29 protein-coding genes are annotated in these 25,397 nt (G+C 69.9%); 27 read left to right on the forward strand and 2 right to left on the reverse strand.

The window, feature by feature from the left end; genetic code table 11:
* Window positions 1–15: 15 nt before the first annotated feature.
* The 20 genes from rplF (at window position 16) to glmM (ending at window position 15,430) form a co-directional block, all read left to right on the forward strand.
* Window positions 16–555, forward strand: coding sequence for a 50S ribosomal protein L6 (gene rplF, locus ACIQK6_RS28590; protein ID WP_030008470.1), 540 nt, complete (start codon window positions 16–18; stop codon window positions 553–555).
* A 2-nt stretch (window positions 556–557) separates the two neighbouring features.
* A complete protein-coding gene (gene rplR / locus ACIQK6_RS28595) occupies window positions 558–941 on the forward strand; it encodes a 50S ribosomal protein L18 (protein WP_030008471.1) in 384 nt (127 codons plus the stop codon).
* 45 nt (window positions 942–986) lie between these two features.
* Window positions 987–1,589 carry a 30S ribosomal protein S5 gene (gene rpsE / locus ACIQK6_RS28600; protein ID WP_030008472.1) on the forward strand — a complete coding sequence of 201 codons (603 nt, stop codon included), beginning with the start codon at window positions 987–989 and terminating at the stop codon, window positions 1,587–1,589.
* Complete coding sequence (gene rpmD / locus ACIQK6_RS28605; RefSeq protein WP_005313525.1) at window positions 1,589–1,771, forward strand: 50S ribosomal protein L30; 183 nt, start codon at window positions 1,589–1,591, stop codon at window positions 1,769–1,771. The genes rpsE and rpmD overlap by 1 nt, the downstream gene beginning before the upstream one ends.
* A gap of 2 nt (window positions 1,772–1,773) precedes the next feature.
* The gene (rplO, locus tag ACIQK6_RS28610) at window positions 1,774–2,229 is read left to right on the forward strand and encodes a 50S ribosomal protein L15 (RefSeq protein ID WP_030008473.1); all 456 of its coding nucleotides are present in this window, start codon (window positions 1,774–1,776) and stop codon (window positions 2,227–2,229) included.
* 187 nt (window positions 2,230–2,416) lie between these two features.
* On the forward strand, window positions 2,417–3,730 hold the full coding sequence (secY, locus tag ACIQK6_RS28615; protein ID WP_329099567.1) for a preprotein translocase subunit SecY: 1,314 nt from the start codon (window positions 2,417–2,419) through the stop codon (window positions 3,728–3,730).
* The gene (locus ACIQK6_RS28620) at window positions 3,730–4,377 is read left to right on the forward strand and encodes an adenylate kinase (protein ID WP_329099566.1); all 648 of its coding nucleotides are present in this window, start codon (window positions 3,730–3,732) and stop codon (window positions 4,375–4,377) included. The genes secY and ACIQK6_RS28620 overlap by 1 nt, the downstream gene beginning before the upstream one ends.
* A gap of 103 nt (window positions 4,378–4,480) precedes the next feature.
* Window positions 4,481–5,332: a type I methionyl aminopeptidase gene (map, locus tag ACIQK6_RS28625; RefSeq protein ID WP_189733350.1), complete on the forward strand. Its 852-nt coding sequence runs from the start codon at window positions 4,481–4,483 to the stop codon at window positions 5,330–5,332.
* Between the two features lie 138 nt (window positions 5,333–5,470).
* Window positions 5,471–5,692, forward strand: coding sequence for a translation initiation factor IF-1 (gene infA / locus ACIQK6_RS28630; RefSeq protein ID WP_003956442.1), 222 nt, complete (start codon window positions 5,471–5,473; stop codon window positions 5,690–5,692).
* A 73-nt stretch (window positions 5,693–5,765) separates the two neighbouring features.
* On the forward strand, window positions 5,766–5,879 hold the full coding sequence (gene rpmJ, locus ACIQK6_RS28635) for a 50S ribosomal protein L36 (protein WP_003956441.1): 114 nt from the start codon (window positions 5,766–5,768) through the stop codon (window positions 5,877–5,879).
* 200 nt (window positions 5,880–6,079) lie between these two features.
* Window positions 6,080–6,460, forward strand: a complete 381-nt coding sequence (gene rpsM / locus ACIQK6_RS28640; protein ID WP_007265919.1) for a 30S ribosomal protein S13 — start codon at window positions 6,080–6,082, stop codon at window positions 6,458–6,460.
* 54 nt (window positions 6,461–6,514) lie between these two features.
* A complete protein-coding gene (rpsK, locus tag ACIQK6_RS28645) occupies window positions 6,515–6,919 on the forward strand; it encodes a 30S ribosomal protein S11 (RefSeq protein ID WP_003956432.1) in 405 nt (134 codons plus the stop codon).
* A gap of 152 nt (window positions 6,920–7,071) precedes the next feature.
* Window positions 7,072–8,094: a DNA-directed RNA polymerase subunit alpha gene (locus ACIQK6_RS28650; RefSeq protein ID WP_007265920.1), complete on the forward strand. Its 1,023-nt coding sequence runs from the start codon at window positions 7,072–7,074 to the stop codon at window positions 8,092–8,094.
* Between the two features lie 140 nt (window positions 8,095–8,234).
* Window positions 8,235–8,699, forward strand: coding sequence for a 50S ribosomal protein L17 (rplQ, locus tag ACIQK6_RS28655; protein ID WP_069921530.1), 465 nt, complete (start codon window positions 8,235–8,237; stop codon window positions 8,697–8,699).
* A gap of 97 nt (window positions 8,700–8,796) precedes the next feature.
* A complete protein-coding gene (gene truA / locus ACIQK6_RS28660) occupies window positions 8,797–9,648 on the forward strand; it encodes a tRNA pseudouridine(38-40) synthase TruA (protein ID WP_329099564.1) in 852 nt (283 codons plus the stop codon).
* A gap of 56 nt (window positions 9,649–9,704) precedes the next feature.
* A complete protein-coding gene (locus ACIQK6_RS28665) occupies window positions 9,705–11,333 on the forward strand; it encodes an ATP-binding cassette domain-containing protein (protein WP_329099563.1) in 1,629 nt (542 codons plus the stop codon).
* 70 nt (window positions 11,334–11,403) lie between these two features.
* Window positions 11,404–12,699 (forward strand): glycosyltransferase family 87 protein, encoded by a 1,296-nt coding sequence (locus ACIQK6_RS28670; RefSeq protein WP_402695694.1) that lies wholly within the window; start codon window positions 11,404–11,406, stop codon window positions 12,697–12,699.
* 231 nt (window positions 12,700–12,930) lie between these two features.
* Window positions 12,931–13,374 carry a 50S ribosomal protein L13 gene (rplM, locus tag ACIQK6_RS28675; RefSeq protein WP_030008481.1) on the forward strand — a complete coding sequence of 148 codons (444 nt, stop codon included), beginning with the start codon at window positions 12,931–12,933 and terminating at the stop codon, window positions 13,372–13,374.
* 42 nt (window positions 13,375–13,416) lie between these two features.
* A complete protein-coding gene (gene rpsI, locus ACIQK6_RS28680) occupies window positions 13,417–13,935 on the forward strand; it encodes a 30S ribosomal protein S9 (protein ID WP_030388851.1) in 519 nt (172 codons plus the stop codon).
* Window positions 13,936–14,071: 136 nt separating this feature from the next.
* Window positions 14,072–15,430: a phosphoglucosamine mutase gene (gene glmM, locus ACIQK6_RS28685; RefSeq protein WP_329099561.1), complete on the forward strand. Its 1,359-nt coding sequence runs from the start codon at window positions 14,072–14,074 to the stop codon at window positions 15,428–15,430.
* A gap of 5 nt (window positions 15,431–15,435) precedes the next feature.
* Here glmM and ACIQK6_RS28690 read toward each other — a convergent pair whose 3' ends face one another.
* On the reverse strand, window positions 15,436–16,407 hold the full coding sequence (locus tag ACIQK6_RS28690) for a DUF389 domain-containing protein (protein ID WP_329099560.1): 972 nt from the start codon (window positions 16,405–16,407) through the stop codon (window positions 15,436–15,438).
* 23 nt (window positions 16,408–16,430) lie between these two features.
* Window positions 16,431–17,480, reverse strand: coding sequence for a type I pantothenate kinase (coaA, locus tag ACIQK6_RS28695; RefSeq protein ID WP_329099559.1), 1,050 nt, complete (start codon window positions 17,478–17,480; stop codon window positions 16,431–16,433).
* A gap of 300 nt (window positions 17,481–17,780) precedes the next feature.
* Here coaA and ACIQK6_RS28700 point away from each other — a divergent pair, with 300 nt between their 5' ends.
* From ACIQK6_RS28700 to tsaE, 7 genes are all read left to right on the forward strand, one after another.
* A complete protein-coding gene (locus ACIQK6_RS28700; RefSeq protein ID WP_329099558.1) occupies window positions 17,781–18,557 on the forward strand; it encodes a hypothetical protein in 777 nt (258 codons plus the stop codon).
* A gap of 111 nt (window positions 18,558–18,668) precedes the next feature.
* Window positions 18,669–20,516 carry a glutamine--fructose-6-phosphate transaminase (isomerizing) gene (glmS, locus tag ACIQK6_RS28705; RefSeq protein WP_329099557.1) on the forward strand — a complete coding sequence of 616 codons (1,848 nt, stop codon included), beginning with the start codon at window positions 18,669–18,671 and terminating at the stop codon, window positions 20,514–20,516.
* Between the two features lie 24 nt (window positions 20,517–20,540).
* Window positions 20,541–20,909, forward strand: a complete 369-nt coding sequence (locus tag ACIQK6_RS28710) for a holo-ACP synthase (RefSeq protein WP_329099556.1) — start codon at window positions 20,541–20,543, stop codon at window positions 20,907–20,909.
* A gap of 10 nt (window positions 20,910–20,919) precedes the next feature.
* Entirely contained in the window at window positions 20,920–22,320 is a 1,401-nt protein-coding gene (locus ACIQK6_RS28715; RefSeq protein WP_329099555.1) for an NAD(P)H-hydrate dehydratase, read from the forward strand.
* A gap of 157 nt (window positions 22,321–22,477) precedes the next feature.
* The gene (alr, locus tag ACIQK6_RS28720) at window positions 22,478–23,614 is read left to right on the forward strand and encodes an alanine racemase (RefSeq protein WP_329099554.1); all 1,137 of its coding nucleotides are present in this window, start codon (window positions 22,478–22,480) and stop codon (window positions 23,612–23,614) included.
* A complete protein-coding gene (locus ACIQK6_RS28725; protein ID WP_402695695.1) occupies window positions 23,559–24,818 on the forward strand; it encodes an alpha/beta fold hydrolase in 1,260 nt (419 codons plus the stop codon). The genes alr and ACIQK6_RS28725 overlap by 56 nt, the downstream gene beginning before the upstream one ends.
* Entirely contained in the window at window positions 24,769–25,335 is a 567-nt protein-coding gene (gene tsaE, locus ACIQK6_RS28730; RefSeq protein ID WP_402695696.1) for a tRNA (adenosine(37)-N6)-threonylcarbamoyltransferase complex ATPase subunit type 1 TsaE, read from the forward strand. The genes ACIQK6_RS28725 and tsaE overlap by 50 nt, the downstream gene beginning before the upstream one ends.
* Window positions 25,336–25,397: the final 62 nt, after the last annotated feature.

Genomic DNA, 25,397 nt, shown 5'->3' on the forward strand with positions numbered 1-25,397 from the left:
AACGGAGGAAAAGCAATGTCGCGAATCGGCAAGCTCCCCATCCAGGTTCCCGCCGGTGTGGACGTCACCATCGATGGCAGCACGGTTGCGGTGAAGGGCCCCAAGGGTTCCCTTTCCCACACCGTCAAGGCTCCCATCGCCGTTGTTAAGGGCGAGGACGGCGTTCTGAACGTCACCCGTCCGAACGACGAGCGTCAGAACAAGGCCCTGCACGGCCTGTCCCGCACGCTGGTGGCGAACATGATCACCGGTGTGACCACGGGATACGTCAAGGCTCTCGAGATCAGCGGTGTCGGTTACCGTGTCCTGGCGAAGGGCTCCAACCTGGAGTTCCAGCTGGGCTACAGCCACCCGATCCTGGTGGAGGCGCCCGAGGGCATCTCCTTCAAGGTCGAGTCGCCGACCAAGTTCACGGTCGAGGGCATCGACAAGCAGAAGGTCGGCGAGGTCGCCGCCAACATCCGCAAGCTGCGGAAGCCCGACCCGTACAAGGCCAAGGGTGTCAAGTACGCCGGCGAGGTCATCCGCCGCAAGGTCGGAAAGGCTGGTAAGTAGCCATGGCATACGGTGTGAAGATCGCCAAGGGCGACGCGTACAAGCGCGCTGCCAAGGCTCGCCGCCACATCCGCATCCGCAAGAACGTCTCGGGTACGGCGGAGCGTCCGCGCCTCGTCGTGACGCGTTCGAACCGCAACATCGTTGCTCAGGTCATCGACGACCTCCAGGGCCACACCCTGGCGTCGGCGTCGACCCTGGACGCTTCGATCCGCGGTGGCGAAGGCGACAAGAGCTCGCAGGCCCAGGCTGTCGGCGCGCTCGTCGCCGAGCGTGCCAAGGCCGCGGGTGTCGAGACCGTCGTGTTCGACCGCGGTGGCAACCGATACGCCGGGCGCATTGCCGCTCTGGCTGACGCCGCCCGCGAAGCCGGGCTGAAGTTCTAAGCCCCGGTTCCGGGACTCACGGACGTAACAGAGAGAGGTAATCCAATGGCTGGACCCCAGCGCCGCGGAAGCGGTGCCGGTGGCGGCGAGCGGCGGGACCGGAAGGGTCGCGACGGTGGCCCTGCCGCCGAGAAGACCGCTTACGTTGAGCGCGTTGTCGCGATCAACCGCGTCGCCAAGGTTGTCAAGGGTGGTCGCCGCTTCAGCTTCACCGCGCTGGTCGTGGTGGGCGACGGTGACGGCACCGTAGGTGTCGGTTACGGCAAGGCCAAGGAAGTTCCCGCGGCCATCGCCAAGGGTGTCGAGGAAGCCAAGAAGAACTTCTTCAAGGTTCCGCGCATCCAGGGCACCATCCCTCACCCGATCCAGGGCGAGAAGGCTGCGGGCGTCGTCCTGCTGAAGCCTGCTTCCCCCGGTACCGGTGTTATCGCCGGTGGCCCGGTGCGCGCCGTTCTGGAGTGCGCCGGCGTTCACGACATCCTGTCGAAGTCCCTGGGCTCCGACAACGCGATCAACATCGTGCACGCGACCGTGGAGGCCCTCAAGGGCCTGCAGCGTCCCGAGGAGATCGCGGCTCGCCGTGGTCTGCCCCTCGAGGACGTCGCCCCCGCGGCTCTGCTTCGTGCACGTGCTGGGGCGGGTGCGTAATGGCTCGCCTCAAGATCACGCAGACGAAGTCGTACATCGGTAGCAAGCAGAACCACCGCGACACGCTGCGTTCGCTCGGGCTCAAGCGCCTGAACGACGTCGTCGTCAAGGAGGACCGCCCCGAGTTCCGCGGAATGGTGCACACCGTCCGCCACCTCGTGACGGTTGAGGAGGTTGACTAATCATGGCTGAGAACAGCCCGCTGAAGGCCCACAACCTCCGTCCCGCCCCCGGCGCCAAGACCGCGAAGACCCGTGTCGGTCGTGGTGAGGCGTCGAAGGGTAAGACGGCCGGTCGTGGTACGAAGGGCCAGAAGGCCCGTTACCAGATCCCGCAGCGCTTCGAGGGTGGGCAGATGCCCCTCCACATGCGCCTGCCGAAGCTCAAGGGCTTCAAGAACCCGTTCCGCACCGAGTTCCAGGTCGTGAACCTGGACAAGCTCGGCGCGCTCTACCCCGAGGGTGGAGAAGTCACGGTGGCCGACCTGGTCGCCAAGGGCGCGGTTCGCAAGAACAGCCTCGTCAAGGTCCTGGGCCAGGGCGAGATCTCCGTGGCGCTGCAGGTTTCGGTTGACGCCGTCTCCGCCTCCGCCAAGGAGAAGATTGCCGCTGCCGGCGGCACCGTCACCGAGCTCGTCTAAGACGATTTCAGTGGCTGAATAGCTCGAAACCCGACCGGGGATGCCTCACATATGGGGCATCCCCGGTCGGTCGTTCCACGGAAGGCACACTCGCCGGTAAGGTGGCGTGCACCTTTGCTTTGTCGTATTCGTCGATCCCTCAGACCGTCACCTCTGACGCAGTAGCGCGGGGGTCGCAGGAGGCACCGTGCTCACCGCGTTCGCCCGGGCGTTCAAGACGCCCGACCTGCGCAAGAAGCTGCTCTTCACGCTCGGCATCATCGTGCTGTTCCGGCTCGGGTCCCACGTACCGGTCCCCGGGGTGAGCTACAAGAACGTTCAGATCTGTGTGGAGCAGGCAGGCAGCAGCAATGGGCTGTTCGGCCTGGTCAACATGTTCAGCGGCGGTGCGCTGCTGCAGATCACGATCTTCGCGCTCGGCATCATGCCCTACATCACGGCGAGCATCATCCTGCAGCTGCTGACCGTGGTCATCCCGAAGCTGGAGGCCCTCAAGAAGGAGGGACAGTCCGGCACGGCGAAGATCACCCAGTACACGCGCTATTTGACGGTCGCCCTCGCGATCCTGCAGGGCACCGGCCTCGTCGCCACCGCTCGCACCGGTGCCCTCTTCGGCACCTGCCAGGTCGGCCGCGAGATCGTCCCGGACCGGTCGATCTTCACCACGGTCGTCATGGTGGTCACCATGACCGCCGGTACCTGCGTCGTGATGTGGCTCGGTGAGCTCATCACCGACCGCGGCATCGGCAACGGCATGTCGATCCTCATGTTCATCTCGATCGCCGCCGGCTTCATCGGCGCGCTGTGGCAGATCAAGCTCCAGGGCAAGATCGCCGACGGCTGGGTCGAGTTCGGTGTGGTCATGCTCGTCGGCCTCGCGATGGTCGGCCTGGTGGTCTTCGTCGAGCAGGCGCAGCGCCGGATCCCGGTCCAGTACGCGAAGCGCATGATCGGTCGCCGTGCGTACGGCGGCACCTCGACCTACATCCCGCTCAAGGTGAACCAGGCGGGCATCATCCCCGTCATCTTCGCCTCGTCGCTGCTCTACATCCCGGCGCTGGTCGTGCAGTTCAGCGGATCCCAGGCAGGCTGGGCCACCTGGATCCAGAAGCACTTCGTCAAGGGCGACCACCCGTACTACATCGCGGCCTACTTCCTCCTGATCGTCTTCTTCGCGTTCTTCTACGTGGCGATCTCGTTCAACCCCGAGGAAGTTGCAGACAACATGAAGAAGTATGGTGGGTTCATCCCGGGCATCCGCGCCGGTCGGCCCACCGCCGAGTACCTCAGCTACGTACTCAACCGGATCACCTGGCCGGGGTCGCTGTACCTGGGTCTCATCGCTCTTGTGCCGACGATGGCGTTGGCCGGCTTCGGAGCGAACCAGAACTTCCCGTTCGGCGGGACGAGCATCCTGATCATCGTGGGTGTGGGTCTGGAAACCGTGAAGCAGATCGAGAGCCAGCTCCAGCAGCGTAATTACGAAGGGTTCCTCCGCTGATGCGAATCGTCCTCGTTGGACCGCCCGGTGCCGGCAAGGGAACGCAGGCCGCGTTCCTTGCTAAGAACCTGTCGATTCCGCACATCTCCACGGGTGACCTGTTCCGGGCCAACATCAGCCAGGGCACCGAGCTGGGCAAGCAGGCGAAGGCGTACATGGACGCCGGCGACCTGGTGCCCGACGAGGTGACCATCGGCATGGCCAAGGACCGTATGGAGCAGCCGGACGCCGTGAACGGCTTCCTGCTCGACGGTTTCCCGCGCAACGTCTCGCAGGCCGAGGCGCTCGACGTGATGCTCCAGGCGGAGGGCATGAAGCTCGACGCCGTCCTCGACCTGGAGGTCGAGGAGGACGAGGTCGTCAAGCGGATCGCCGGTCGGCGGATCTGCCGCAAGGACTCCTCGCACGTCTTCCACGTGGCGTACGCCCGTCCGAAGGTCGAGGGTGTCTGCGACACCTGCGAAGGCGAGCTGTACCAGCGCGGCGACGACTCCGAGGCCACGGTCCGCAACCGGCTGGAGGTCTACCACACGCAGACCGAGCCGATCATCGACTACTACAAGGCCCAGGGCCTGCTGGTGACCATTCCGGCCCTCGGTGAGGTCGCGGACGTCACCAAGCGCGCGATGGACGCCCTCAAGAAGTAGTAACCCTTTGTGTGCAGGTACGGCCGCGGTGTCCCCAGGGCATCGCGGCCGTACTGTTGAAAAGACCTGAACAACGCAGATCCGAAGGTGGAAGGCATTTCCCATGGTCCAGATCAAGACCCCCGAGCAGATCGCGAAGATGCGCGAGGCAGGGCTGGTCGTCGCGGCGATCCACGCCGCGACCCGTGAGGCGGCCGTACCGGGTGCCACGACGCGGGATCTGGACATGGTGGCCCGCAAGGTCATCGCGGACGCCGGGGCCAAGTCGAACTTCCTCGGCTACGGCGGGTTCCCCGCGACCATCTGCACCTCGGTGAACGAGGTCGTCGTCCACGGCATCCCGGACGACAAGACCGTCCTCAAGGACGGCGACATCATCTCGATCGACGCCGGCGCGATCGTGGACGGCTGGCACGGCGACGCCGCGTACACCGCCTTCGTGGGCACCGGGCACGCGCCTGAGCTCGTGGAGCTGTCCCGGGTGACCGAGGAGTCCATGTGGGCCGGGATCGCCGCCATGAAGCTCGGCAACCGCCTCGTGGACATCTCCAAGGCGATCGAGACGTACATCAAGCGCCAGCCCCGTCCTTCCACCGGTGAGCACAGCCTCGGCAAGTTCGGGATCATCGAGGACTACGGCGGCCACGGCATCGGGTCCGAGATGCACATGGACCCCCACCTGCTGAACTACGTCTCGCGCAAGCGGGGCAAGGGGATCAAGCTCGTTCCGGGTCTCTGCCTGGCGATCGAGCCGATGGTTTCCCTCGGCACCGCCCAGACGGAGGTCCTTTCGGACGACTGGACGGTCATCACGACGGACGGCACCTGGTCCTCGCACTGGGAGCACTCCATCGCGCTGACGGAGGCCGGGCCCATCGTCCTGACCAGCCCGGATTGCGGCAAGGCGAAGCTGGCGGAGTACGGGGTCACCACGGCTCCGGACCCCCTCGGTTAATGATCTAGACTCTGGGGCAAACTTTCCGGATTCGTCTTTCTGGGTGCCCTGACGTAGACTGACTCGTCGGCTCTCGTGCACTTCCATGTCTGCGTGGCGCACAGAGCCGATCAAGGTAGCCGATTCGAAAGGCGAAGCGTGGCCAAGAAGCAAGGTGCCATCGAAATCGAGGGCACCGTGATCGAGTCCCTCCCGAACGCCATGTTCAAGGTGGAACTCCAGAACGGTCACAAGGTCCTCGCGCACATCAGCGGCAAGATGCGTATGCACTACATCCGCATCCTCCCCGATGACCGGGTCGTTGTGGAGCTGTCTCCGTACGACCTGACGCGTGGCCGGATCGTCTACCGATACAAGTAGATCTTGCTCTCACTCCTGCCTGGGCGTCCGTCCCGGTGCGGGTGGTGGCACTGACCCGGAGAACCTCACCAACATGAAGGTCAAGCCGAGCGTCAAGAAGATCTGCGACAAGTGCAAGGTGATCCGCCGTCACGGTCGGGTCATGGTCATCTGCGACAACCTGCGCCACAAGCAGCGCCAGGGCTGACGCACGCCGACCGACCTGCCTTCCGCAGTTCTTCGCGCGACGTAAGAAAACGTACATACGCAGAACCCGCCCAGCCCTTCACGGGGCCGGCGGCACCTCCGGCGGGGGCCGGGGACCCGGGCGTACCATCACCCATTTCGGGGTGGTCGGCGGTCGGGGTCGGTTCTGCTGAAGACCCCCGAACACACAGGAGCCATTGAATGGCACGCGTTTCCGGTGTTGACATCCCGCGCGAAAAGCGCGTGGAGATCGCACTCACCTACGTCTTCGGTATCGGGCGCACCCGGTCCAAGGAGATCCTCGCCTCCACCGGCGTGAACCCGAACACCCGCGTTCGTGACCTGGCCGAAGAGGACCTCGTCAAGATCCGCGAGTACGTGGACGCCAACCTCCGTACCGAGGGTGACCTCCGCCGCGAGATCCAGGGCGACATCCGCCGCAAGATCGAGATCCAGTGCTACCAGGGTATCCGCCACCGTCGCGGCCTCCCGGTGCACGGTCAGCGCACCAGCACCAACGCGCGTACCCGCAAGGGCCCGCGTCGCGCGATCGCCGGTAAGAAGAAGCCGGGCAAGAAGTAGTCCTGTTCAGCGGTCTTGCGCTGTAGGACCGACCACCTCCCGTAGGAGATTTAGATGCCCCCCAAGGGTCGTCAGGGCGCTGCCAAGAAGGTGCGCCGCAAGGAAAAGAAGAACGTCGCTCACGGGCACGCCCACATCAAGAGCACGTTCAACAACACCATCGTTTCGATCACGGACCCGTCCGGCAACGTGATCTCCTGGGCCTCCGCCGGCCACGTCGGCTTCAAGGGCTCGCGCAAGTCCACCCCCTTCGCCGCGCAGATGGCCGCCGAGTCGGCCGCCCGTCGCGCGCAGGAGCACGGCATGCGCAAGGTTGACGTCTTCGTGAAGGGTCCGGGCTCCGGCCGCGAGACCGCGATCCGCTCCCTCCAGGCCACCGGCCTCGAGGTCGGCTCGATCCAGGACGTCACCCCCACCCCGCACAACGGCTGCCGCCCGCCGAAGCGCCGCCGCGTCTGACGCAGCGGACGCACCTGTGCGTTCTTGAGTGTCCGGGCGGTACGTACCCCTCGCGGGGGACGTGCCGCCCGTACCCTTGTAAGTCCGCGGTCCTCCGGACCGTGTCCGTCGGGCGTCAAATAGTGGGCGTCCACGAATGAAGGAACACAGACATGCTTATCGCTCAGCGTCCTTCGCTGACCGAAGAGGTCGTCGACGAGTACCGCTCGCGGTTCGTGATCGAGCCGCTGGAGCCGGGCTTCGGTTACACCCTCGGCAACTCCCTGCGCCGCACCCTCCTGTCCTCCATCCCGGGTGCCGCCGTCACCAGCATCCGCGTGGACGGCGTCCTGCACGAGTTCACGACCGTGCCGGGTGTGAAGGAAGACGTCACCGACATCATCCTGAACATCAAGCAGCTGGTCGTCTCCTCGGAGCACGACGAGCCGGTCGTGATGTACCTGCGCAAGCAGGGTCCCGGCCTGGTCACCGCCGCTGACATCGCGCCCCCGGCCGGTGTCGAGGTGCACAACCCGGACCTGGTCCTCGCCACGCTCAACGGCAAGGGCAAGCTGGAGATGGAGCTGACCGTCGAGCGCGGTCGCGGCTACGTCTCCGCCGTCCAGAACAAGCAGCTGGGCCAGGAGATCGGCCGCATCCCGGTCGACTCCATCTACAGCCCGGTCCTCAAGGTCACCTACAAGGTCGAGGCGACCCGAGTCGAGCAGCGCACCGACTTCGACAAGCTGATCGTCGACGTCGAGACCAAGCAGGCCATGCGCCCGCGTGACGCCATGGCGTCCGCCGGTAAGACCCTGGTCGAGCTGTTCGGTCTGGCGCGCGAGCTCAACATCGACGCCGAGGGCATCGACATGGGCCCGTCCCCCACGGACGCCGCCCTGGCCGCCGACCTGGCGCTGCCGATCGAGGAGCTCGAGCTCACGGTCCGCTCGTACAACTGCCTCAAGCGCGAGGGCATCCACTCCGTGGGTGAGCTCGTCGCCCGCTCCGAGGCCGACCTGCTCGACATCCGCAACTTCGGTGCGAAGTCGATCGACGAGGTTAAGGCGAAGCTGGCCGGCATGGGCCTGGCCCTCAAGGACAGCCCGCCCGGATTCGACCCGACCGCCGCCGCCGACGCCTTCGGTGCCGACGACGACGCGGACGCCGGTTTCGTCGAGACCGAGCAGTACTGATCCACCCCGCCGCCGGCGGCCGAGGCCTTCGGCCCGGGTCGCCGGCCGGGCTCGGACCGAAATCTTTCCCGCGGCATCCGCCTCGGGGGAACTGACACCGGTACCTGACACGGCCGGTGCAGATATGAAGGAGTAACACCATGCCGCGTCCCGCAAAGGGTGCCCGCCTGGGCGGTTCCGCCGCGCACGAGAAGCACCTGCTCGCGAACCTCGCGAAGGCGCTCTTCGAGCACGGCCGCATCACCACCACCGAGGCCAAGGCCCGCCGCCTGCGTCCCTACGCCGAGCGTCTGGTCACCAAGGCCAAGAAGGGCGACATCCACAACCGTCGCCTGGTGCTGCAGACGATCACGGACAAGAGCATCGTGCACACGCTGTTCACCGAGATCGCCCCGCGCTACGAGAACCGCCCCGGTGGTTACACGCGCATCACCAAGATCGGCAACCGTCGTGGCGACAACGCCCCGATGGCCGTCATCGAGCTGGTCGAGGCCCTGACGGTCGCCCAGCAGGCCACTGGTGAGGCCGAGGCCGCCACCAAGCGCGCCGTGAAGGAGGCGGAGGCCACCGAGGCTCCCGCCGCCGAGGAGACCAAGGAGGCCTGATCCCCTCCCGGGATCACGCTGACAAGGCTCTGAACGGGCCCGCCCCTTTCGGGGCGGGCCCGTTCTGCATATGTGAGCTTCTGAGAGGATCGGTCACGTGAGTGACGAGGTGGAGCCCGGGCACGTCCGGGTGCGGTTGGACCTGAGCTACGACGGCAAGGACTTCTCCGGCTGGGCGAAGCAGCGCGTGCTGCGGACCGTCCAGGGCGAGCTGGAGTCGGCCCTGCAGACCGTGATGCGACTGTCCGAGCCGGTCGAGCTGACCGTGGCCGGGCGCACGGACGCGGGCGTGCACGCCCGCGGACAGGTCGCCCAGTTCGACCTCGCCGAGGAGGTCTGGGCCGAGCACCACGACAAGCTGCTGCGGCGCCTCGCCGGCCGGCTGCCGCACGACGTACGGGTGTGGAAGGTCGCCGAGGCCCCCGAAGGCTTCAACGCGCGCTTCTCGGCGATCTGGCGGCGCTACGCCTACCGCGTCGGCGACCACCAGGGCGGCGTCGACCCGCTGCGCCGCGGGCACGTGCTCTGGCACCAGTGGCCGCTCGACGTGGACGCCATGAACGAGGCCGCCGCCCCGCTGCTCGGCGAGCACGACTTCGCCGCGTACTGCAAGAAGCGCGAGGGCGCCACGACCATCCGTACCCTCCAGCAGCTCAGCTGGGAGCGGGCCGAGGACGGGATCGTCACCGCGACCGTCCGCGCCGACGCCTTCTGCCACAACATGGTCCGCTCGCTGGTGGGCGCCCTGCTGCACGTCGGCGACGGCCACCGGCCCACCGACTGGCCCGGCAAGGTGCTGGCGGCCGCCGTACGGGACTCCTCGGTGCACGTGGTCAAGCCGCACGGCCTGACCCTGGAGGAGGTCGGCTACCCGGCGGACGAGCTGCTGGCCGCCCGCAGCAAGGAAGCGCGCAACGTGCGGACCCTGCCGGGCGCCGGCTGCTGCTGACCGCCCCGCGGGCGTCCGGCTAATCCGTTTGGGCGGATCGCCGCCGGACCGGGACAATGCCCGGCATGGGACATCTCGAAGCCAGCCACCTGGAGTACTACCTTCCCGACGGGCGGGTACTGCTCCCTGACGTCTCCTTCCGCGTGGGGGAGGGGTCGGTCGTCGCGCTCGTCGGGGCGAACGGGGCTGGCAAGACCACCCTGCTGAAGATGATCTCCGGCGAGCTCCAGCCGCACGGCGGCGGGATCACCGTCTCCGGCGGCCTCGGCGTGATGTCGCAGTTCGTGGGCTCGGTGCGGGACGAGACGACCGTACGGGACCTGCTGGTCTCGGTGGCCCAGCCGCGCATCCGGGAGGCCGCCAAGGCGGTGGACCGCGCCGAGCAGCTGATCCTGACGGTGGACGACGAGGCCGCCCAGATGGCCTACGCCCAGGCGTTGAGCGACTGGGCGGACGTCCAGGGGTACGAGGCGGAGACGCTGTGGGACGTCTGCACCATGGCCGCGCTGGCGATTCCGTACGACTCCGCGCAGTTCCGCGAGGTGCGGACGCTCTCGGGCGGTGAGCAGAAGCGCCTCGTGCTGGAGGCGCTGCTGCGCGGGCCCGACGAGGTGCTGCTGCTCGACGAGCCGGACAACTACCTGGACGTCCCCGGCAAGCGCTGGCTGGAAGAGCAGCTGAAGGCCACCCGCAAGACGGTGCTCTTCGTCTCCCACGACCGGGAGCTGCTGACCCAGGCCGCCGAGAAGATCATCAGCCTGGAGGCGAGCCCGACGGGCTCCGACGTCTGGGTGCACGGCGCCGGCTTCGCCACGTACCACGACGCCCGCAAGGAGCGCTTCGCGCGCTTCGAGGAGCTCAAGCGGCGCTGGGACGAGGAGCACGCGCGACTGAAGGCGCTGGTGCTGCGGCTGCGCAACCAGGCCGCGAGCAGCCCCGACATGGCCTCGCGGTACCGCGCGATGCAGACCCGCTTCCAGAAGTTCGAGGAGGCCGGCCCGCCGCCGGAGCCGCCGCGGGAGCAGGACATCAAGATGCGGCTCAAGGGCGGCCGCACGGGCGTGCGCGCCCTGACCGTGGAGAACCTGGAGCTGACCGGCCTGATGAAGCCCTTCTCCCTGGAGGTCTTCTACGGGGAGCGGGTCGCGGTCCTCGGCTCGAACGGCTCGGGCAAGTCGCACTTCCTGCGCCTGATGGCGGGCGAGGACGTCAAGCACACGGGTACGTGGAAGCTGGGCGCACGGGTGGTTCCCGGCCATTTCGCGCAGACGCACGCCCACCCGGAGCTCTTCGGGCGGACCCTCGTCGACATCCTCTGGACGGAGGCGGCGAAGCCCCTGGGGCAGGCGATGGGGGCCCTGCGCCGGTACGAGCTGGAGCGCCAGGGGGACCAGCCGTTCGAGAAGCTCTCGGGCGGGCAGCAGGCGCGCTTCCAGATCCTGCTGCTGGAGCTGGCGGGCACCACGGCGCTGCTGTTGGACGAGCCGACGGACAACCTGGACCTGGAGTCGGCGGAGGCGCTGCAGGACGGACTGGAGGCCTACGACGGCACGGTGCTGTGCGTCACGCACGACCGGTGGTTCGCGCGCACATTTGACCGTTACCTGGTCTTCGGTTCGGACGGTGTTGTGCGGGAGACTCAGGAACCCGTCTGGGACGAACGTAGAGTCGAACGCAAGCGCTAGGGGGGCGACCGTGGCCCCCTCGGTCGAGTGAGGGGCAGGCGTCGTGGGGCTGCGGCCTAGCAACTGGCTGATGAAGTGGGAGAACCAGGGTCCCGGGAACCGGGGTGCCGGGGACGGGGGCCCGGGGTACGGGGGAGCCGGGAGCAGGCTGATCGGCTGGCTGCTCCGGCCGGCCGGCCGGTCCTGGCAGGTGGTCTCCCTCGCGGTGCTCCTCGGGATCGCCGTCTCCACGAGCCTTCGGGCGAACTGGGGCTCCGACAACGCGTTCGTGGTCAAGGCCGCGCAGACGCTGCTGGACGGCGGGTCCCCGTACGAGGACAAGCGGTTCCTCTACCTGCCCAGTGCCGTGCTCATGGCGGTCCCCGAGGCGCTGTTGCCGCGCGAGGTGCTGCGGTGGCTGCTGCCGCTCGGGATGTCGGGGCTGCTGGGCGTCGGCTGGCTGGCCGCGCTGCGGATATTCGCGGTGCCGCTGCGCTCGCGGTTCGCGGTCGGCGGCTTCGCGGTGTTCGCCCTCGCCTACAAGCCGTACGTCAACCTCGTGCTGATCGGCAACTGGACCGCCATCTCGGCGGCCGCCCTGCCGGTGGCGCTGCTGCTCGCGCAGCGGCACAGGTGGGGGTCGGCCGGGCTGGTCGTGGGCCTCGCGATCGCGTGCAAGCCGATGCTCGTGCCCCTCGGACTGCTCTTCCTGGTCGCCCGGCGGTGGCGGGCGCTGGCCGCGGCCGTGCTGGTGCCGCTGGGGTTCTCGCTGGCCGGCGCGCTGGTGATGCCGAGCCCGTCGCTGTTCTTCACCAAGACCCTGCCCTTCCTGCTCCAGGGGCAGGACTCGTACGCGCTGCCGTGGGACGCCTCGCCGATCGCCGTGCTGCCGCGGCTGGGCGTGCCGGCGCCGCTGGCGGTGCTGGTGGCCTTCGCGGGAGCCGCGGCGGGCCTGTGGGCCGCATGGGTCCGGTGGCGGCGGGAGGACACCGACGGGGGCGAGCTGCGCCTGGTGGAAACGGCCTGCATGGTGATGCTCGCCGCGTTCTTGGTGTCGCGGCCGTCCTTCGACCACTACCTGCTGGTGGTCCTGCCGCTGCTGATGGCTTCGGTGGTGCGGTCGGACGCGGCGGCGCGTTCGCCCTGGTTCTGGGCGGTGCTGGGGCCCCAGGTGGCGGGCATTCCGTGGCCGTCGGAGCTGGAGGCCAAACGGCGCGCCTTCAAGGACTGCGCCACCCTGTGCGGGCTTGCGTTCGTGCTGGCGCGTCGTGCGCTGCGCCCGGAACGGGTTACTCTGGAGCCCGTAACAACTGCGGGGTCCCCATCCAGGACCGAACCGGAGTGCGCCGCGACGCCAGCAGAATCGGCATCGCGGACCGCGTTTTGACCCGTACGGGTCTGCTTGGGTATCCTGCTGGTTTGTTATGCGTATTGGCTTTCTCATTCTCACGTGAAAGGGCCTTGCGCCGGTCCACCGGACCGATGACCAGCAGCTTCACGCGGGTGCGTCCCCGCTGTGAACGAGGGCTGTCGTGATCGTCCGTGGTGACCCTGTCAGGACCTTCCCGTGGGGCTTGCGCCCTTGGGATACCACCACTGAAGAAGCGAAGGCATACGCGTGCGTACGTTCAGCCCCAAGCCCGGCGACATCTCGCGCCAGTGGCTCGTCATCGACGCCCAGGACGTTGTCCTCGGCCGTCTGGCGACCCAGGCCGCTGCCCTCCTGAAGGGCAAGCACAAGCCGACCTACGCCCCCCACATGGACATGGGTGACTTCGTCGTCATCATCAACGCCGACAAGGTGCACCTGTCCGGTAACAAGGCGTCGCAGAAGATGGCGTACCGCCACTCCGGCTACCCGGGCGGTCTCCGCTCCGTGCGCTACGACGACCTCCTGGCGAACAACCCGGAAAAGGCCGTCGAGAAGGCCGTCAAGGGCATGCTCCCCAAGAACACCCTGGGCCGTCAGATGCTCTCGAAGCTGAAGGTCTACTCGGGCGACCAGCACCCCCACGCTGCCCAGCAGCCGGTGCCGTTCGAGATCACCCAGGTCGCGCAGTAGTTCCGGCCACCCCCTAAGACGTAGAAAATTCTGAGGAGCATCGTGGCCGAGACCACCGCCGAGACGACCGTCGAAGAGTTCGAGGGCAACGTCGAGGAGTACACCAGCGAGTCTGAGGTCGTCGTCGAGGGCGACTACACCTCCGAGTCCCTTGCCGGTCGCTTCGGCGACCCCCAGCCGGCCGCCGGCCTGGGCCGTCGCAAGAACGCCATCGCCCGCGTCCGGATCGTTCCGGGCACCGGCAAGTGGAAGATCAACGGTCGCACCCTTGAGGACTACTTCCCCAACAAGGTGCACCAGCAGGAAGTCAACGAGCCCTTCAAGCTCCTCGAGCTTGACGGCCGCTACGACGTCATCGCCCGCATCTCGGGTGGCGGCGTGTCCGGCCAGGCCGGCGCCCTGCGCCTCGGTGTGGCCCGTGCGCTGAACGAGGCGGACGTGGACAACAACCGCCCGGCGCTGAAGAAGGCCGGCTTCCTCTCCCGCGACGACCGTGCGGTCGAGCGCAAGAAGGCCGGTCTCAAGAAGGCCCGTAAGGCTCCGCAGTACAGCAAGCGTTAATCTGCGCCTGCTGTTCTGCAACGAAACCGCCCCGGCAGCACTCTCCGTGCTGCCGGGGCGGTTCGTTTACCGCCACAAGCGGCAAATATCTGTCACAAGCGGTCATAACGCGAAGCGGAAACTCGGGAGGACAACAGTGGGACGACTCTTCGGGACGGACGGTGTACGCGGCGTCGCCAACGCGGATCTGACGGCGGAGCTCGCGCTCGGCCTCTCCGTGGCGGCTGCCCACGTACTGGCCGAGGCGGGCACCTTCGAGGGCCACCGGGCGACCGCGGTGGTCGGCCGGGACCCCCGCGCCTCCGGCGAATTCCTGGAGGCCGCGGTCGTGGCCGGCCTCGCGAGCGCGGGCGTGGACGTCCTGCGCGTCGGTGTGCTGCCCACCCCGGCGGTGGCGTATCTCACCGGTGCGCTGGGCGCCGACCTCGGCGTGATGCTCTCCGCCAGCCACAACGCCATGCCCGACAACGGCATCAAGTTCTTCGCGCGCGGCGGCCACAAGCTCGCCGACGAGCTGGAGGACCGCATCGAGTCGACCTACGAGCAGCACCGCACCGGCGCCCCCTGGGACCGGCCCACCGGCTCCGGCGTCGGCCGCGTCTCCGACTACACCGAGGGCTTCGACCGGTACGTCGCCCACCTCATCGGCGTCCTCCCGAACCGCCTCGACGGCCTGAAGGTCGTCCTCGACGAGGCCCACGGCGCGGCCGCGTACGTCTCGCCCGAGGCCTTCACCCGGGCCGGCGCGGAGATCGTCACGATCGGCGCCGAGCCCGACGGCCTCAACATCAACGACGGCTGCGGCTCCACTCACCTCGGCCTGCTCAAGGCGGCCGTGGTCGAGCACGGCGCCGACTTCGGCATCGCGCACGACGGCGACGCCGACCGCTGCCTGGCCGTGGACGGCTCCGGCGAGGAGATCGACGGGGACCAGATCCTCGCCGTGCTGGCCCTGGCCATGCGCGAGGCCGGCCAGCTCCGCGAGAACACCGTGGTCGGCACCGTGATGTCCAACCTGGGCTTCAAGCTGGCCATGGAGGCCGAGGGCATCCAGGTCGTGCAGACCGGGGTCGGCGACCGCTACGTGCTGGAGTCGATGAAGGAGCACGGCTACGCGCTCGGCGGCGAGCAGTCCGGCCACGTGATCATCCTCGACCACGCGACGACCGGTGACGGCACCCTGACCGGCCTGCTGCTGGCGGCGCGCGTCGTGGCCACCGGCAGGTCCCTCGCCGAACTGGCGGGCGTCATGCAGCGGCTGCCGCAGGTGCTCATCAACGTGCCCGACGTGGACAAGTCCCGCGTCACCACCTCCGCCGAGCTGGCCGCGGCGGTCGCCGACGCCGAGCGCGAGCTGGGCACCACCGGGCGGGTGCTGCTGCGCCCCTCCGGTACGGAGCCGCTCGTACGCGTGATGGTCGAGGCCGCCGACATCGAGCAGGCCCGTTCGGTCGCCGGCCGCCTCGCGGACGTCGTGAAGTCCGCGCTGGGCTAGGCCGTCTAAAGGGCTCCGCCCGGCCTGCGTGGCGCACCCGGTTTCCGGACCATCCGGCTCTCCTGGGTGCGCCACAGCAGTTTCCAGCAGATGAGGGTGAGCGTCCCGGAGAGGATGATGCCGCCCAGGTTCAGTGCCAGTTGCACGGCCGAGCCCCACATCTGGGAGAAGTCGCCGTAGCTGAGGGCCACCGCCGCGTTCGCGCCCGCCGGGACGGTGGTGACGGAGATCGCCACGCCCACCAGCGCACCGGCCTTCGCCGAGGTCAGCGACAGCATCCCGGCCACACCGGCGAGCAGCGCCACGACGAAGGAGAACGGGTCGGGCTGCCAGATGAAGCTGGTGTTCGGCCGGGGGTTCTCCAGCATTGCCTCGTCGAACAGACCGAGCGCGGTCATCGCCAGACTGAAGACCGTCGTCGCCACGATCGCCGCCGTGAACCCGATGAACAGGGCGAAGAGCGAGCGGGCGGCGAGCGTGCGGCGGCGCTGCACGAGGCCGGTGCAGATGCCGGCGAGCGGTCCGAACTCCGGGCCGACCGCCATGGCCCCCACGATCAGGATCGCGTTGTCCAGGACCACGCCGCAGGCCGCGATCATCGTCGCGACGATCATGAAGGCGGCGTAGGTGATCGTGAGGGTGGACTCCTCGTGCGTCGACTCGGCGAGCTGCTCCCAGACCACCGCGTCGGCGGCCTCGCCCGGCGCCTCCTCCTCGGCCGCGTCGGCGCGTCTGGAGATCGACAGGCCGATGTTCTCCACGGCGATCGAACCGGTCTCGTCGATACCGAGCTGGCGCATCGCCTGCAGCAGCTCGTCCGCCGCCTCGCGGGCCACGTCGCACAGGACGAGATCGCCCTCGGGGTCGCGGGCGGCGCCGGTCAGTACGACCAGATGGGTGGTCCCGACCGTCTGGTCGATCAGCGCCACCACCCGCTCCGTGAGGTGAGGTGGGGTGATCATCCGCAGATGCAGCATTTCCGCACCCTAGCGACTGCGCGCTAGAGCTTGCGGAGGCTCAACTTCTGCACCTTGTGGTCCGGTCCCTTGCGGACGACGAGGGTGGCCCGGCCGCGGGTCGGCGCCACGTTCTCCAGCAGGTTGGGCCGGTTGATCGTGCGCCACATCGTCTGCGCGTACTCGATGGCCTCCTCCTCGGAGACCTGGGTGTACTTGCGGAAGTAGGAGAAGGGGTTCTGGAACGCGGTCGCGCGCAGCTTCCGGAAACGGTTCAGGTACCAGCGCTCGATGTCCTCGGGGCGCGCGTCCACGTACACGCTGAAGTCGAAGTAGTCGGCGAGGGCGACGCGGGTGCGGCCGTCGGTGCCGGGCAGGGCCGGCTGGAGCACGTTGAGGCCCTCGACGATGAGGATGTCCGGGCGGCGCACGACGAGCTCCTCGCCGGGGACGATGTCGTAGATCAGGTGCGAGTAGACCGGGGCCCGCACCTCGTCCTTGCCGGCCTTGATGTCGGCGACGAAGCGGGTGAGCGCGCGGCGGTCGTAGGACTCCGGGAAGCCCTTGCGGGAGGTGAGGCCGCGCCGCTGGAGCTCCTTCATCGGGTACAGGAAGCCGTCGGTGGTGACCAGTTCCACGCGCGGGTGCTCGGGCCAGCGGGCCAGCAGGGCCTGCAGCAGGCGCGCCACGGTGGACTTGCCGACGGCGACCGAACCGGCGACCCCTATGACGAAGGGGGTGCCCTGCTGGGCGCCGTGCCCGTTGCCCGCGTCGCCGAGGAAGGTGTTGAGGGTGCCGCGCAGGTTGCTGGTGGCGCCGACGTAGAGGTTCAGGAGCCGGGACAGCGGCAGGTAGACGTCGCGGACTTCGTCGAGGTCGATGACGTCACCGAGGCCGCGCAGTCGCTCCACCTCGTCGGCGGTCAGCGGCAGGGGGGTCCGCTCCCGCAGGGCGCTCCACTCGGCGCGGGTGAGGTCGACGTAGGGCGAGGCCTCGGGGCCCCGGCGGTGCGCGGGGCGCGCGGAATGCCCCTCCCGGCCGGTGCGCTCCGTTGCGTTGTCCGGCGTGTTGCTTCGTGGCGGCGAAGTGATCACACCGCCATTGTCGGGGCTCCGGGACGGTTGTGGGTGGTGTGGTCGGTCACGTGTGCAACGGGAGGGGCGGTTGCCGGGCCGGGCCCGGCCGCCGGCGGCCCCGGTTGTACGCGCAGTGGTTTCGATTGGAAGTTCTTGGGGTCTCGTCCGGGTCACGATCGGCCGCGGGCGCGCTGTGTGGCGGCGGGGTGATCGATTGCCCCGTACATTGTTGATCACCGCAGTCATGTCCACGTCCCGCTCCGAGGGACGCGGTTCGGCCTGCCCTGTAGCCGTCGTACTCCATGGGGGAGATCTTTCGTGCGTACCGCCCTTGTCCGTCGTACCGTCCTGACCGCGTCCGCGGTGTCCCTGGCCCTGCTGACCACCGCCTGCGGCTCCGACAAGGCCGACACCAAGGCGGACGCCAAGCCGTCGGCCCCCGCCTCCTCGGCGGCTCCGGCCGCGCCTGCGGTCAAGGGGAAGACGGACGCCGAGGCCACGGCCCTGGTCGTCACCCAGGCCGATCTGCCGGACCAGATCGTCTCCGCCGAGGGCGCGGCGAAGGCCGCCACCGAATCGGCCGGGGCCACGGTCGACAAGGCCGAGTGCAAGCCGCTGATGCAGGCCCAGTCGGGCCAGAAGGTGGGCGCCGCGACCGGCATCGGCCGTACGACGACCAAGGCCAAGCCGAAGGCGGCGGCCGCCGACGCCTCCCCCGAGGACAAGCTGAAGGCGGGCCTGGAGGCGCTCGGCGCCACCCAGACGCTGGTCGGCGTCAGCTCGTACGACGCGAAGGGCGCCGAGGAGGCGTTCGCCGCCCTCAAGACGGCTGCCGCGGCCTGCTCCGGCGGCTACACGGTCACCGAGGGCGGCGAGAAGGTGAAGTACCTCGACGTCAAGCCGGGTGCCGCCGTCACCGCCGGGGACGAGGCCGCGGCCTTCACCCTGACCATGGACCTGGACGACGGCGAGAAGTCCGCCAACCACTTCGTCATCGTGCGCAAGGGCAACGCGCTGGCCACCTTCTACGCCTTCGGCGTGACGGCGGAGCAGCCCAAGACCGTGATCGACGCCCAGGTCAAGAAGCTCGGCTGAGTCGGGCCGTCGAACAGACCGTCAAACCCGCCCCGGCGCATGCGCCGGGGCGGGTTTTTCGTCTTGTTCCGCTACGGGGCAGACGGCCAACTACGGCGTACGCTGCGGCGTATGTGCGGAATTGTGGGTTACGTGGGAGCGCAGTCGGCGCTCGATGTGGTCATCGCCGGACTCAAGCGGCTGGAGTACCGCGGCTACGACTCGGCCGGGGTCGCGGTCCTCGCGGACGGCAGCCTGGCGGCCGTCAAGAAGGCCGGGAAGCTCGTCAATCTGGAGAAGGAGCTGGTCGGGCACCCGCTGCCGACCGGTTCCACGGGGCTCGGGCACACCCGGTGGGCGACCCACGGCGGGCCCACCGACGCCAACGCCCACCCGCACCTCGACAACTCGGGGCGCGTGGCCGTCGTGCACAACGGCATCATCGAGAACTTCGCCGCGCTCCGGGCCGAGCTGGCCGAGCGCGGACACCGGCTGGAGTCCGAGACGGACACCGAGGTCGTGGCGCACCTGCTGGCGGAGCAGTTCTCGGCCACCGGCGATCTCGCGGAAGCCATGCGGCAGGTGTGCCGGCGCCTGGAGGGCGCCTTCACCCTGGTCGCCGTGCACGCCGACGAGCCGGACGTGGTGGTCGGCGCGCGCCGGAACTCCCCCCTGGTGGTGGGCGTTGGAGAGGGCGAGAACTTCCTCGCCTCGGATGTGGCCGCGTTCATCGCCCACACGCGGTCCGCGATCGAGTTGGGGCAGGACCAGGTCGTCGAGCTCCGCCGCGAGGGCGTCTCGGTGACCAACTTCGACGGTTCGGTCGCGACCGTGCGGGCGTACCACGTGGACTGGGACGCCTCGGCGGCCGAGAAGGGGGGTTACGACTACTTCATGCTCAAGGAGATCGCCGAGCAGCCGAAGGCCGTCGCCGACACCCTCCTGGGCAGGATCGACGCGAGCGGCTCGCTGAGCCTGGACGAGGTTCGCATCCCCGTTTCGGTGCTCAGGGAGGTCGACAAGGTCGTGATCGTGGCGTGCGGTACGGCGTACCACGCGGGCATGATCGCGAAGCTTGCCATCGAGCACTGGACCCGCATCCCGTGCGAGACGGAGCTGGCGAGCGAGTTCCGCTACCGCGACCCGATCCTGGACCAGCGGACGCTGGTGGTCGCGATCTCGCAGTCCGGCGAGACCATGGACACCCTGATGGCGCTGCGGCACGCGCGCGAGCAGGGGGCCAAGGTCCTGGCGATCTGCAATACGAACGGGTCGACGATCCCGCGCGAATCGGATGCGGTGCTCTACACGCACGCCGGTCCCGAGGTGGCCGTCGCCTCGACCAAGGCCTTCCTGACGCAGCTGGTGGCCTGCTACCTGGTCGCGCTCTACCTCGGACAGGTCCGGGGCACGAAGTGGGGCGACGAGATCGAGGCCGTGATCCGGGAGCTGTCGGACATCGCCGCGGCGGTGGACACCGTCCTGGAGACCATGGAGCCGGTACGGAGGCTCGCGCGCTCGCTCGCCGACAAGAACACCGTGCTCTTCCTGGGACGGCACGTCGGGTACCCGGTGGCGCTGGAGGGCGCGCTCAAGCTCAAGGAGTTGGCGTACATGCACGCCGAGGGCTTCGCGGCGGGCGAGCTCAAGCACGGGCCGATCGCGCTGATCGAGAAGGACCTGCCGGTGGTGGTGGTCGTCCCGTCGCCGCGCGGCCGGTCGGTGCTCCACGACAAGATCGTGTCGAACATCCAGGAGATCCGGGCGCGCGGGGCGCGGACCATCGTGATCGCGGAGGAGGGCGACGAGGCGGTCGTCCCGTACGCCGACCACCTGATCCGGATCCCCGCGACGCCGACGCTGCTCCAGCCGCTGGTCGCGACGGTGCCGCTGCAGGTGTTCGCGTGCGAACTGGCGACGGCGCGCGGCAACGAGGTGGACCAGCCGCGTAACCTCGCCAAGTCGGTGACCGTGGAGTAGTAGTCGGCCAGTGGAGTTGTCGTTGTGATTATCGGCGTCGGGATCGACGTGGCGGAGATCGAGCGGTTCGGCGCGGCGCTGGAGCGCACGCCCAACCTGGCCGGGCGGCTGTTCGTCGACGCCGAGTTGACGCTGCCGAGCGGCGAGCGGCGCGGGACCGCCTCGCTCGCCGCCCGGTTCGCCGCCAAGGAGGCCCTCGCCAAGGCGCTCGGCGCGCCCGCCGGCATGCTGTGGACCGACGCCGAGGTGTACGTCGAGGACAGCGGGCAGCCGCGGCTGCGGGTGTCCGGGACGGTCGAGGCGCGGGCGCTGGCGCTGGGCGTGAAGTCCTGGCACATCTCGCTCAGCCACGACGCCGGGGTCGCCTCCGCCGTGGTGATCGCAGAGGGTTAGGGGGCAGTCCGTGCGAACTGCTTACAGCGTGGAGACCGTACGGGCCGCCGAGCGGGAGCTGATGGCCCGGCTCCCCGAAGGCGCCCTGATGCAGCGGGCGGCGGCCGGGCTGGCCGCCGCGTGCGCCGGGCTGCTCGGGCGGACCCGCGGCGGGGTGTACGGGGCCCGGGCCGTCCTGCTCGTCGGCCCCGGGGACAACGGCGGCGACGCGCTGTACGCGGGCGCCCGCCTGGCCCGGCGCGGGGCCGCCGTGACGGCCGTGCCGATGGACCCCGAGCGGATGCACCCGGGCGGGCTGGCCGCGCTGCGGGCCGCCGGGGGACACCTCGCCCGAGCCGTCCCGCAGCGGGCGGACCTCGTACTGGACGGGCTGCTCGGGATCGGCGGGCGGGGCGGGCTGCGGCCGGCGGCCGCGGCGCTGGTGGAGCGGATCCCGCCGGGGGTCCCGGTGGTCGCGGTGGACCTGCCGAGCGGGGTGGACGCGGACACCGGAGAGGTGGCGGGTCCGGCCGTGAGCGCCGATGTGACGGTGACCTTCGGGGCGTACAAGCCCGGGCTGCTGATCGACCCCGGGGCCTCGCGGGCGGGCGCGGTGCACCTCGTCGACATCGGGCTGGAACTGCCGTCACCGGAGGTGGAGGCCCTGCAGCACGCGGACGTGGCGGGGCTGCTGCCGGAGCCGACGGCGACGAGCGACAAGTACCGGCGGGGCGTGGTCGGGATCGTCGCCGGGTCCGTGCAGTACCCGGGCGCGGCGGTGCTGGCCGTGGCGGGGGCGCTGCGGGGCGGCGCGGGCGCGGTGCGGTACGTGGGGCCGGCGGCGGAGGCGGTGCTCGCCCGCTACCCCGAGACGCTGATCGGGCCCGGCCGGGTACAGGCGTGGGTGGTCGGCCCGGGGCTGGGCGAGGGCCGCGTCGGGGAGGTCGCGGAACTGCTGGCGGGGGACACGGCGGTGCTGGTCGACGCGGACGGGCTGCGCGGCCTGGACGCGGCGGCCCTGCGCGCCCGCAGCGCCCCCACCCTGCTGACCCCGCACGCTGGGGAGGCGGCGGCGCTGCTGGGGGTGGAGCGCCAAGCGGTGGAGGCGGGCCGGCTGGACGCGGTACGGGCGTTGGCGCAGCGGTACGGAGCGGCGGTGCTGCTGAAGGGTTCGACGACGCTGGTCGCCTCGGGCGGCGGAGCCGTTCGGGTGAATCCGACCGGCACCCCGTGGCTGGCCACCGCCGGCAGCGGGGACGTGCTGTCCGGGCTGGCCGGCTCCCTGCTGGCGGGCGGGCTGTCCGGGGCGGACGCGGGGGCGGTGGGCGCGTACCTGCACGGCCTGGCGGCCCGCCGCGTCGGGGGCCCGCTCCTGGCCCACCAGGTGGCCGAGGCCCTCCCGGACGCCTGGCGGGACACCCGCCACTCCTGACCGGCGGGGCCGGAGGCTCCCGGCCGCGCCGGAGCTCCGCGCAGCGGCGGCCCGCACCCCGCACCACCCCCCCCGCGACCCCGTCGTAGCGGAAGCCCGGTGCCCGGTTGGGCCAGCCCCCGCAAGGCCCGGCGGGGGTTCTGAGAGACTGGGGGCGATGAACGAGACAGCGACGCGCGTGTACGCCGAGATCGATCTTGACGCCGTACGGGAGAACGTGCGCGCACTGCGCGAGCGGGCGCCCCGCTCCCAGCTCATGGCCGTGGTCAAGGCGAACGCCTACGGGCACGGGGCCCTGGAGTGCGCCAGGGCCGCCCAGGAGGCCGGTGCCACCTGGCTCGGGGCCGCCACGCCCGACGAGGCCCTCGCGCTCCGCGCCGCCGGGATCCAGGGGCGCCTCATGTGCTGGCTCTGGACGCCGGGCGGGCCCTGGCGGGAGGCCGTCGAGGCCGATCTCGACGTCTCCGTCAGCGGAATGTGGGCCCTCGACGAGGTGTGCGGGGCCGCCCGTGCGGCGGGCCGCACCGCACGCATCCAGCTCAAGGCCGACACCGGCCTCGGCCGCAACGGCTGCCAGCCCGCCGACTGGGAGGCGCTGGTCGCCGCGGCCGTCGCCGCCCAGGCCGAGGGGACCGTCAAGGTCACCGGCGTCTGGTCGCACTTCGCCTGCGCCGACGAGCCCGGGCACCCCTCCATCCAGCTCCAGCTGGCCGCCTTCCGCGACATGCTCGCCTACGCCGAGAAGGCGGGCGTCGAGCCCGAGGTCCGGCACATCGCCAACTCGCCGGCCACCTTGACCCTGCCCGAGTCCCACTTCGACCTGGTGCGCTGCGGACTGGCCGTCTACGGGGTCTCGCCCGCCCCCGAGCTCGGCACCCCGGCCCAGCTGGGCCTGCGGCCCGCGATGACCCTCAAGGCCTCCCTGGCGCTGGTCAAGACGGTCCCCGCCGGGCACGGGGTGAGCTACGGCCACCACTACGTCACCGACGCCGAGACGACCCTCGCGCTGGTCCCCGCCGGGTACGCCGACGGCATCCCGCGGCAGGCCTCGGGCCTCGGCCCGGTGCTCATCGGCGGCAAGATCCGCCACGTCGCCGGGCGCGTCGCGATGGACCAGTTCGTGGTCGACTTGGAGGGAGACCACGCCCGCGCCGGTGACGAGGCCGTCATCTTCGGGGACGCGGAACGCGGTGAACCGACCGCCGAGGACTGGGCACGGGCAGCGCACACGATCGCGTATGAGATCGTCACCCGTATCGGTGCACGTGTGCCCCGGGTGTACCTGGGCGGCTGAACGGAGTGAGGGCGGCGGCGTGAGCGAGAACTGGCGCAAGGCCGGCTGGGCCGGCGCCGCCATCGGCGTGATAGCCGCGGGCGCGGCGGCCGGTGTCGCGGTCGAACGGATCACCGTGGGGCGCGGTATGCGGAGGAAGGCACGCCTGGCACTCGACGCGGCCGGGGACTACGGGTCCCTGCGCGGCGCCGAGGGAATCTGCCGGGCCGAGGACGCCACCGAGCTCTACTACGAGGTCGACGAGCTCCCCGACGACGGCAAGCGGCGGCGGCTGCGGCGCAAGGCCGAACCCCCGGCCACCGTCGTCTTCTGCCACGGCTACTGCCTCGGCCAGGACTCCTGGCACTTCCAGCGCGCCGCCCTGCGCGGCGTGGTCCGGGCGGTCTACTGGGACCAGCGCAGCCACGGCCGCAGCGCCCGCGGCCTCGCCCAGGCGGACGGCGAGGCGGTGACCATCGACCAGCTCGGCCGGGACCTGAAGGCCGTCATCGACGCGACCGCCCCCGAGGGGCCGCTGATCCTGGTGGGTCACTCGATGGGCGGAATGACCATCATGGGATTCGCCGAGCAGTACCCCGAGATCGTCCGCGACCGCGTCGTCGGCGTGGCCCTGGTCGGCACCTCCAGCGGTCGCCTCGACGAGGTGACGTACGGGCTGCCGGCCGCCGGCATGGGGGCCGTGCGCCGGCTCCTGCCGGGCGTGCTCAAGGCGCTCGGCTCGCAGGTGGAACTGGTGGAGAAGGGCCGGCGGGCCACCGCGGACCTCTTCGCCGGAATGATCAAGATGTACTCGTTCGGCTCCCGGGACGTGGATCCGGGCGTCGCGCGGTTCGCGGAGCGGCTGATCGAGGCCACGCCCATCGACGTGGTCGCCGAGTTCTATCCGGCCTTCCAGACCCACGACAAGACCTCCGCGCTCCAGCTGTTCGCGGACCTGCCGGTCACCGTCATAGCCGGGGACAAGGACATGATCACCCCGCCCGCGCACAGCGTCGCCATCAAGGAGACGCTCCCCGGCGCCGACCTCGTGGTCCTGGAGTCCACCGGGCACCTGATGATGCTGGAGCGCCCGGAGACCGTGACGCGGCTGCTCACCGAGCTGCTGGCGCGCACCGGGGCGGCGACCCTCCCCGCAGCGACTAACGTTGGCGGGCATGGAAGAAGTACCGCTGGAAGCACAGCGCAGCCAGGCGCCGGCACCTGAGGCCGCGGCCGGCGCGGAGACCCGGATCACCATCGACTCCCCGGACGCGATGCAGGAATTGGGCCGCAGGATCGCCGCCCTGCTGCGCCCCGGCGACCTCGTCCTGCTGACCGGCGAGCTGGGTGCGGGCAAGACCACGCTCACCCGGGGCCTCGGCGAGGGCCTGGGCGTGCGCGGGGCCGTGACCTCGCCGACCTTCGTGATCGCCCGGGTGCACCCTTCACTGACCGGCGGACCGGCGCTGGTGCACGTGGACGCGTACCGCCTGGGCGGCGGGCTGGACGAGATGGAGGACCTGGACCTCGACGTCTCACTGCCCGAGTCCGTGGTCGTCGTGGAGTGGGGCGACGGCAAGGTGGAGGAGCTCTCCGACGACCGGCTGCACGTGGTGATCGCGCGGGCGGTCGGCCACGAGGAGGTCCTGGACGACGTACGGGAGGTCCACGTGCGCGGGGTCGGGTCGCGCTGGAGCGCGGGGGCCGGGCTGGACGCCCTGGCCGGCGCCCTCTCGGAGTAAACGTACCGACAACTCGTCGGCAAGATATTGCGCTGTCGGCCGCCCTCGTGGTGACATGGTAC

Origin of the sequence: Streptomyces sp. NPDC091682 (assembly GCF_044756625.1) — a bacterium.
In the GTDB taxonomy this organism is placed as follows: domain Bacteria; phylum Actinomycetota; class Actinomycetes; order Streptomycetales; family Streptomycetaceae; genus Streptomyces.

Coding starts and splice junctions, on each gene's coding strand:
- ACIQK6_RS28665 (WP_329099563.1), top strand. CDS start 9,705: ATGCCCGGCATGGGACATCTCGAAGCCAGCCACCTGGAGTACTACCTT.
- ACIQK6_RS28670 (WP_402695694.1), top strand. CDS start 11,404: ATGAAGTGGGAGAACCAGGGTCCCGGGAACCGGGGTGCCGGGGACGGG.
- ACIQK6_RS28690 (WP_329099560.1), bottom strand. CDS start 16,407: ATGCTGCATCTGCGGATGATCACCCCACCTCACCTCACGGAGCGGGTG.
- map (WP_189733350.1), top strand. CDS start 4,481: ATGGTCCAGATCAAGACCCCCGAGCAGATCGCGAAGATGCGCGAGGCA.
- ACIQK6_RS28620 (WP_329099566.1), top strand. CDS start 3,730: ATGCGAATCGTCCTCGTTGGACCGCCCGGTGCCGGCAAGGGAACGCAG.
- glmS (WP_329099557.1), top strand. CDS start 18,669: ATGTGCGGAATTGTGGGTTACGTGGGAGCGCAGTCGGCGCTCGATGTG.
- rpsE (WP_030008472.1), top strand. CDS start 987: ATGGCTGGACCCCAGCGCCGCGGAAGCGGTGCCGGTGGCGGCGAGCGG.
- rpsM (WP_007265919.1), top strand. CDS start 6,080: ATGGCACGCGTTTCCGGTGTTGACATCCCGCGCGAAAAGCGCGTGGAG.
- ACIQK6_RS28725 (WP_402695695.1), top strand. CDS start 23,559: ATGAGATCGTCACCCGTATCGGTGCACGTGTGCCCCGGGTGTACCTGG.
- alr (WP_329099554.1), top strand. CDS start 22,478: ATGAACGAGACAGCGACGCGCGTGTACGCCGAGATCGATCTTGACGCC.
- tsaE (WP_402695696.1), top strand. CDS start 24,769: ATGGAAGAAGTACCGCTGGAAGCACAGCGCAGCCAGGCGCCGGCACCT.
- rpmJ (WP_003956441.1), top strand. CDS start 5,766: ATGAAGGTCAAGCCGAGCGTCAAGAAGATCTGCGACAAGTGCAAGGTG.
- rplF (WP_030008470.1), top strand. CDS start 16: ATGTCGCGAATCGGCAAGCTCCCCATCCAGGTTCCCGCCGGTGTGGAC.
- rplO (WP_030008473.1), top strand. CDS start 1,774: ATGGCTGAGAACAGCCCGCTGAAGGCCCACAACCTCCGTCCCGCCCCC.
- rpmD (WP_005313525.1), top strand. CDS start 1,589: ATGGCTCGCCTCAAGATCACGCAGACGAAGTCGTACATCGGTAGCAAG.
- rpsK (WP_003956432.1), top strand. CDS start 6,515: ATGCCCCCCAAGGGTCGTCAGGGCGCTGCCAAGAAGGTGCGCCGCAAG.
- rplR (WP_030008471.1), top strand. CDS start 558: ATGGCATACGGTGTGAAGATCGCCAAGGGCGACGCGTACAAGCGCGCT.
- rplQ (WP_069921530.1), top strand. CDS start 8,235: ATGCCGCGTCCCGCAAAGGGTGCCCGCCTGGGCGGTTCCGCCGCGCAC.
- ACIQK6_RS28650 (WP_007265920.1), top strand. CDS start 7,072: ATGCTTATCGCTCAGCGTCCTTCGCTGACCGAAGAGGTCGTCGACGAG.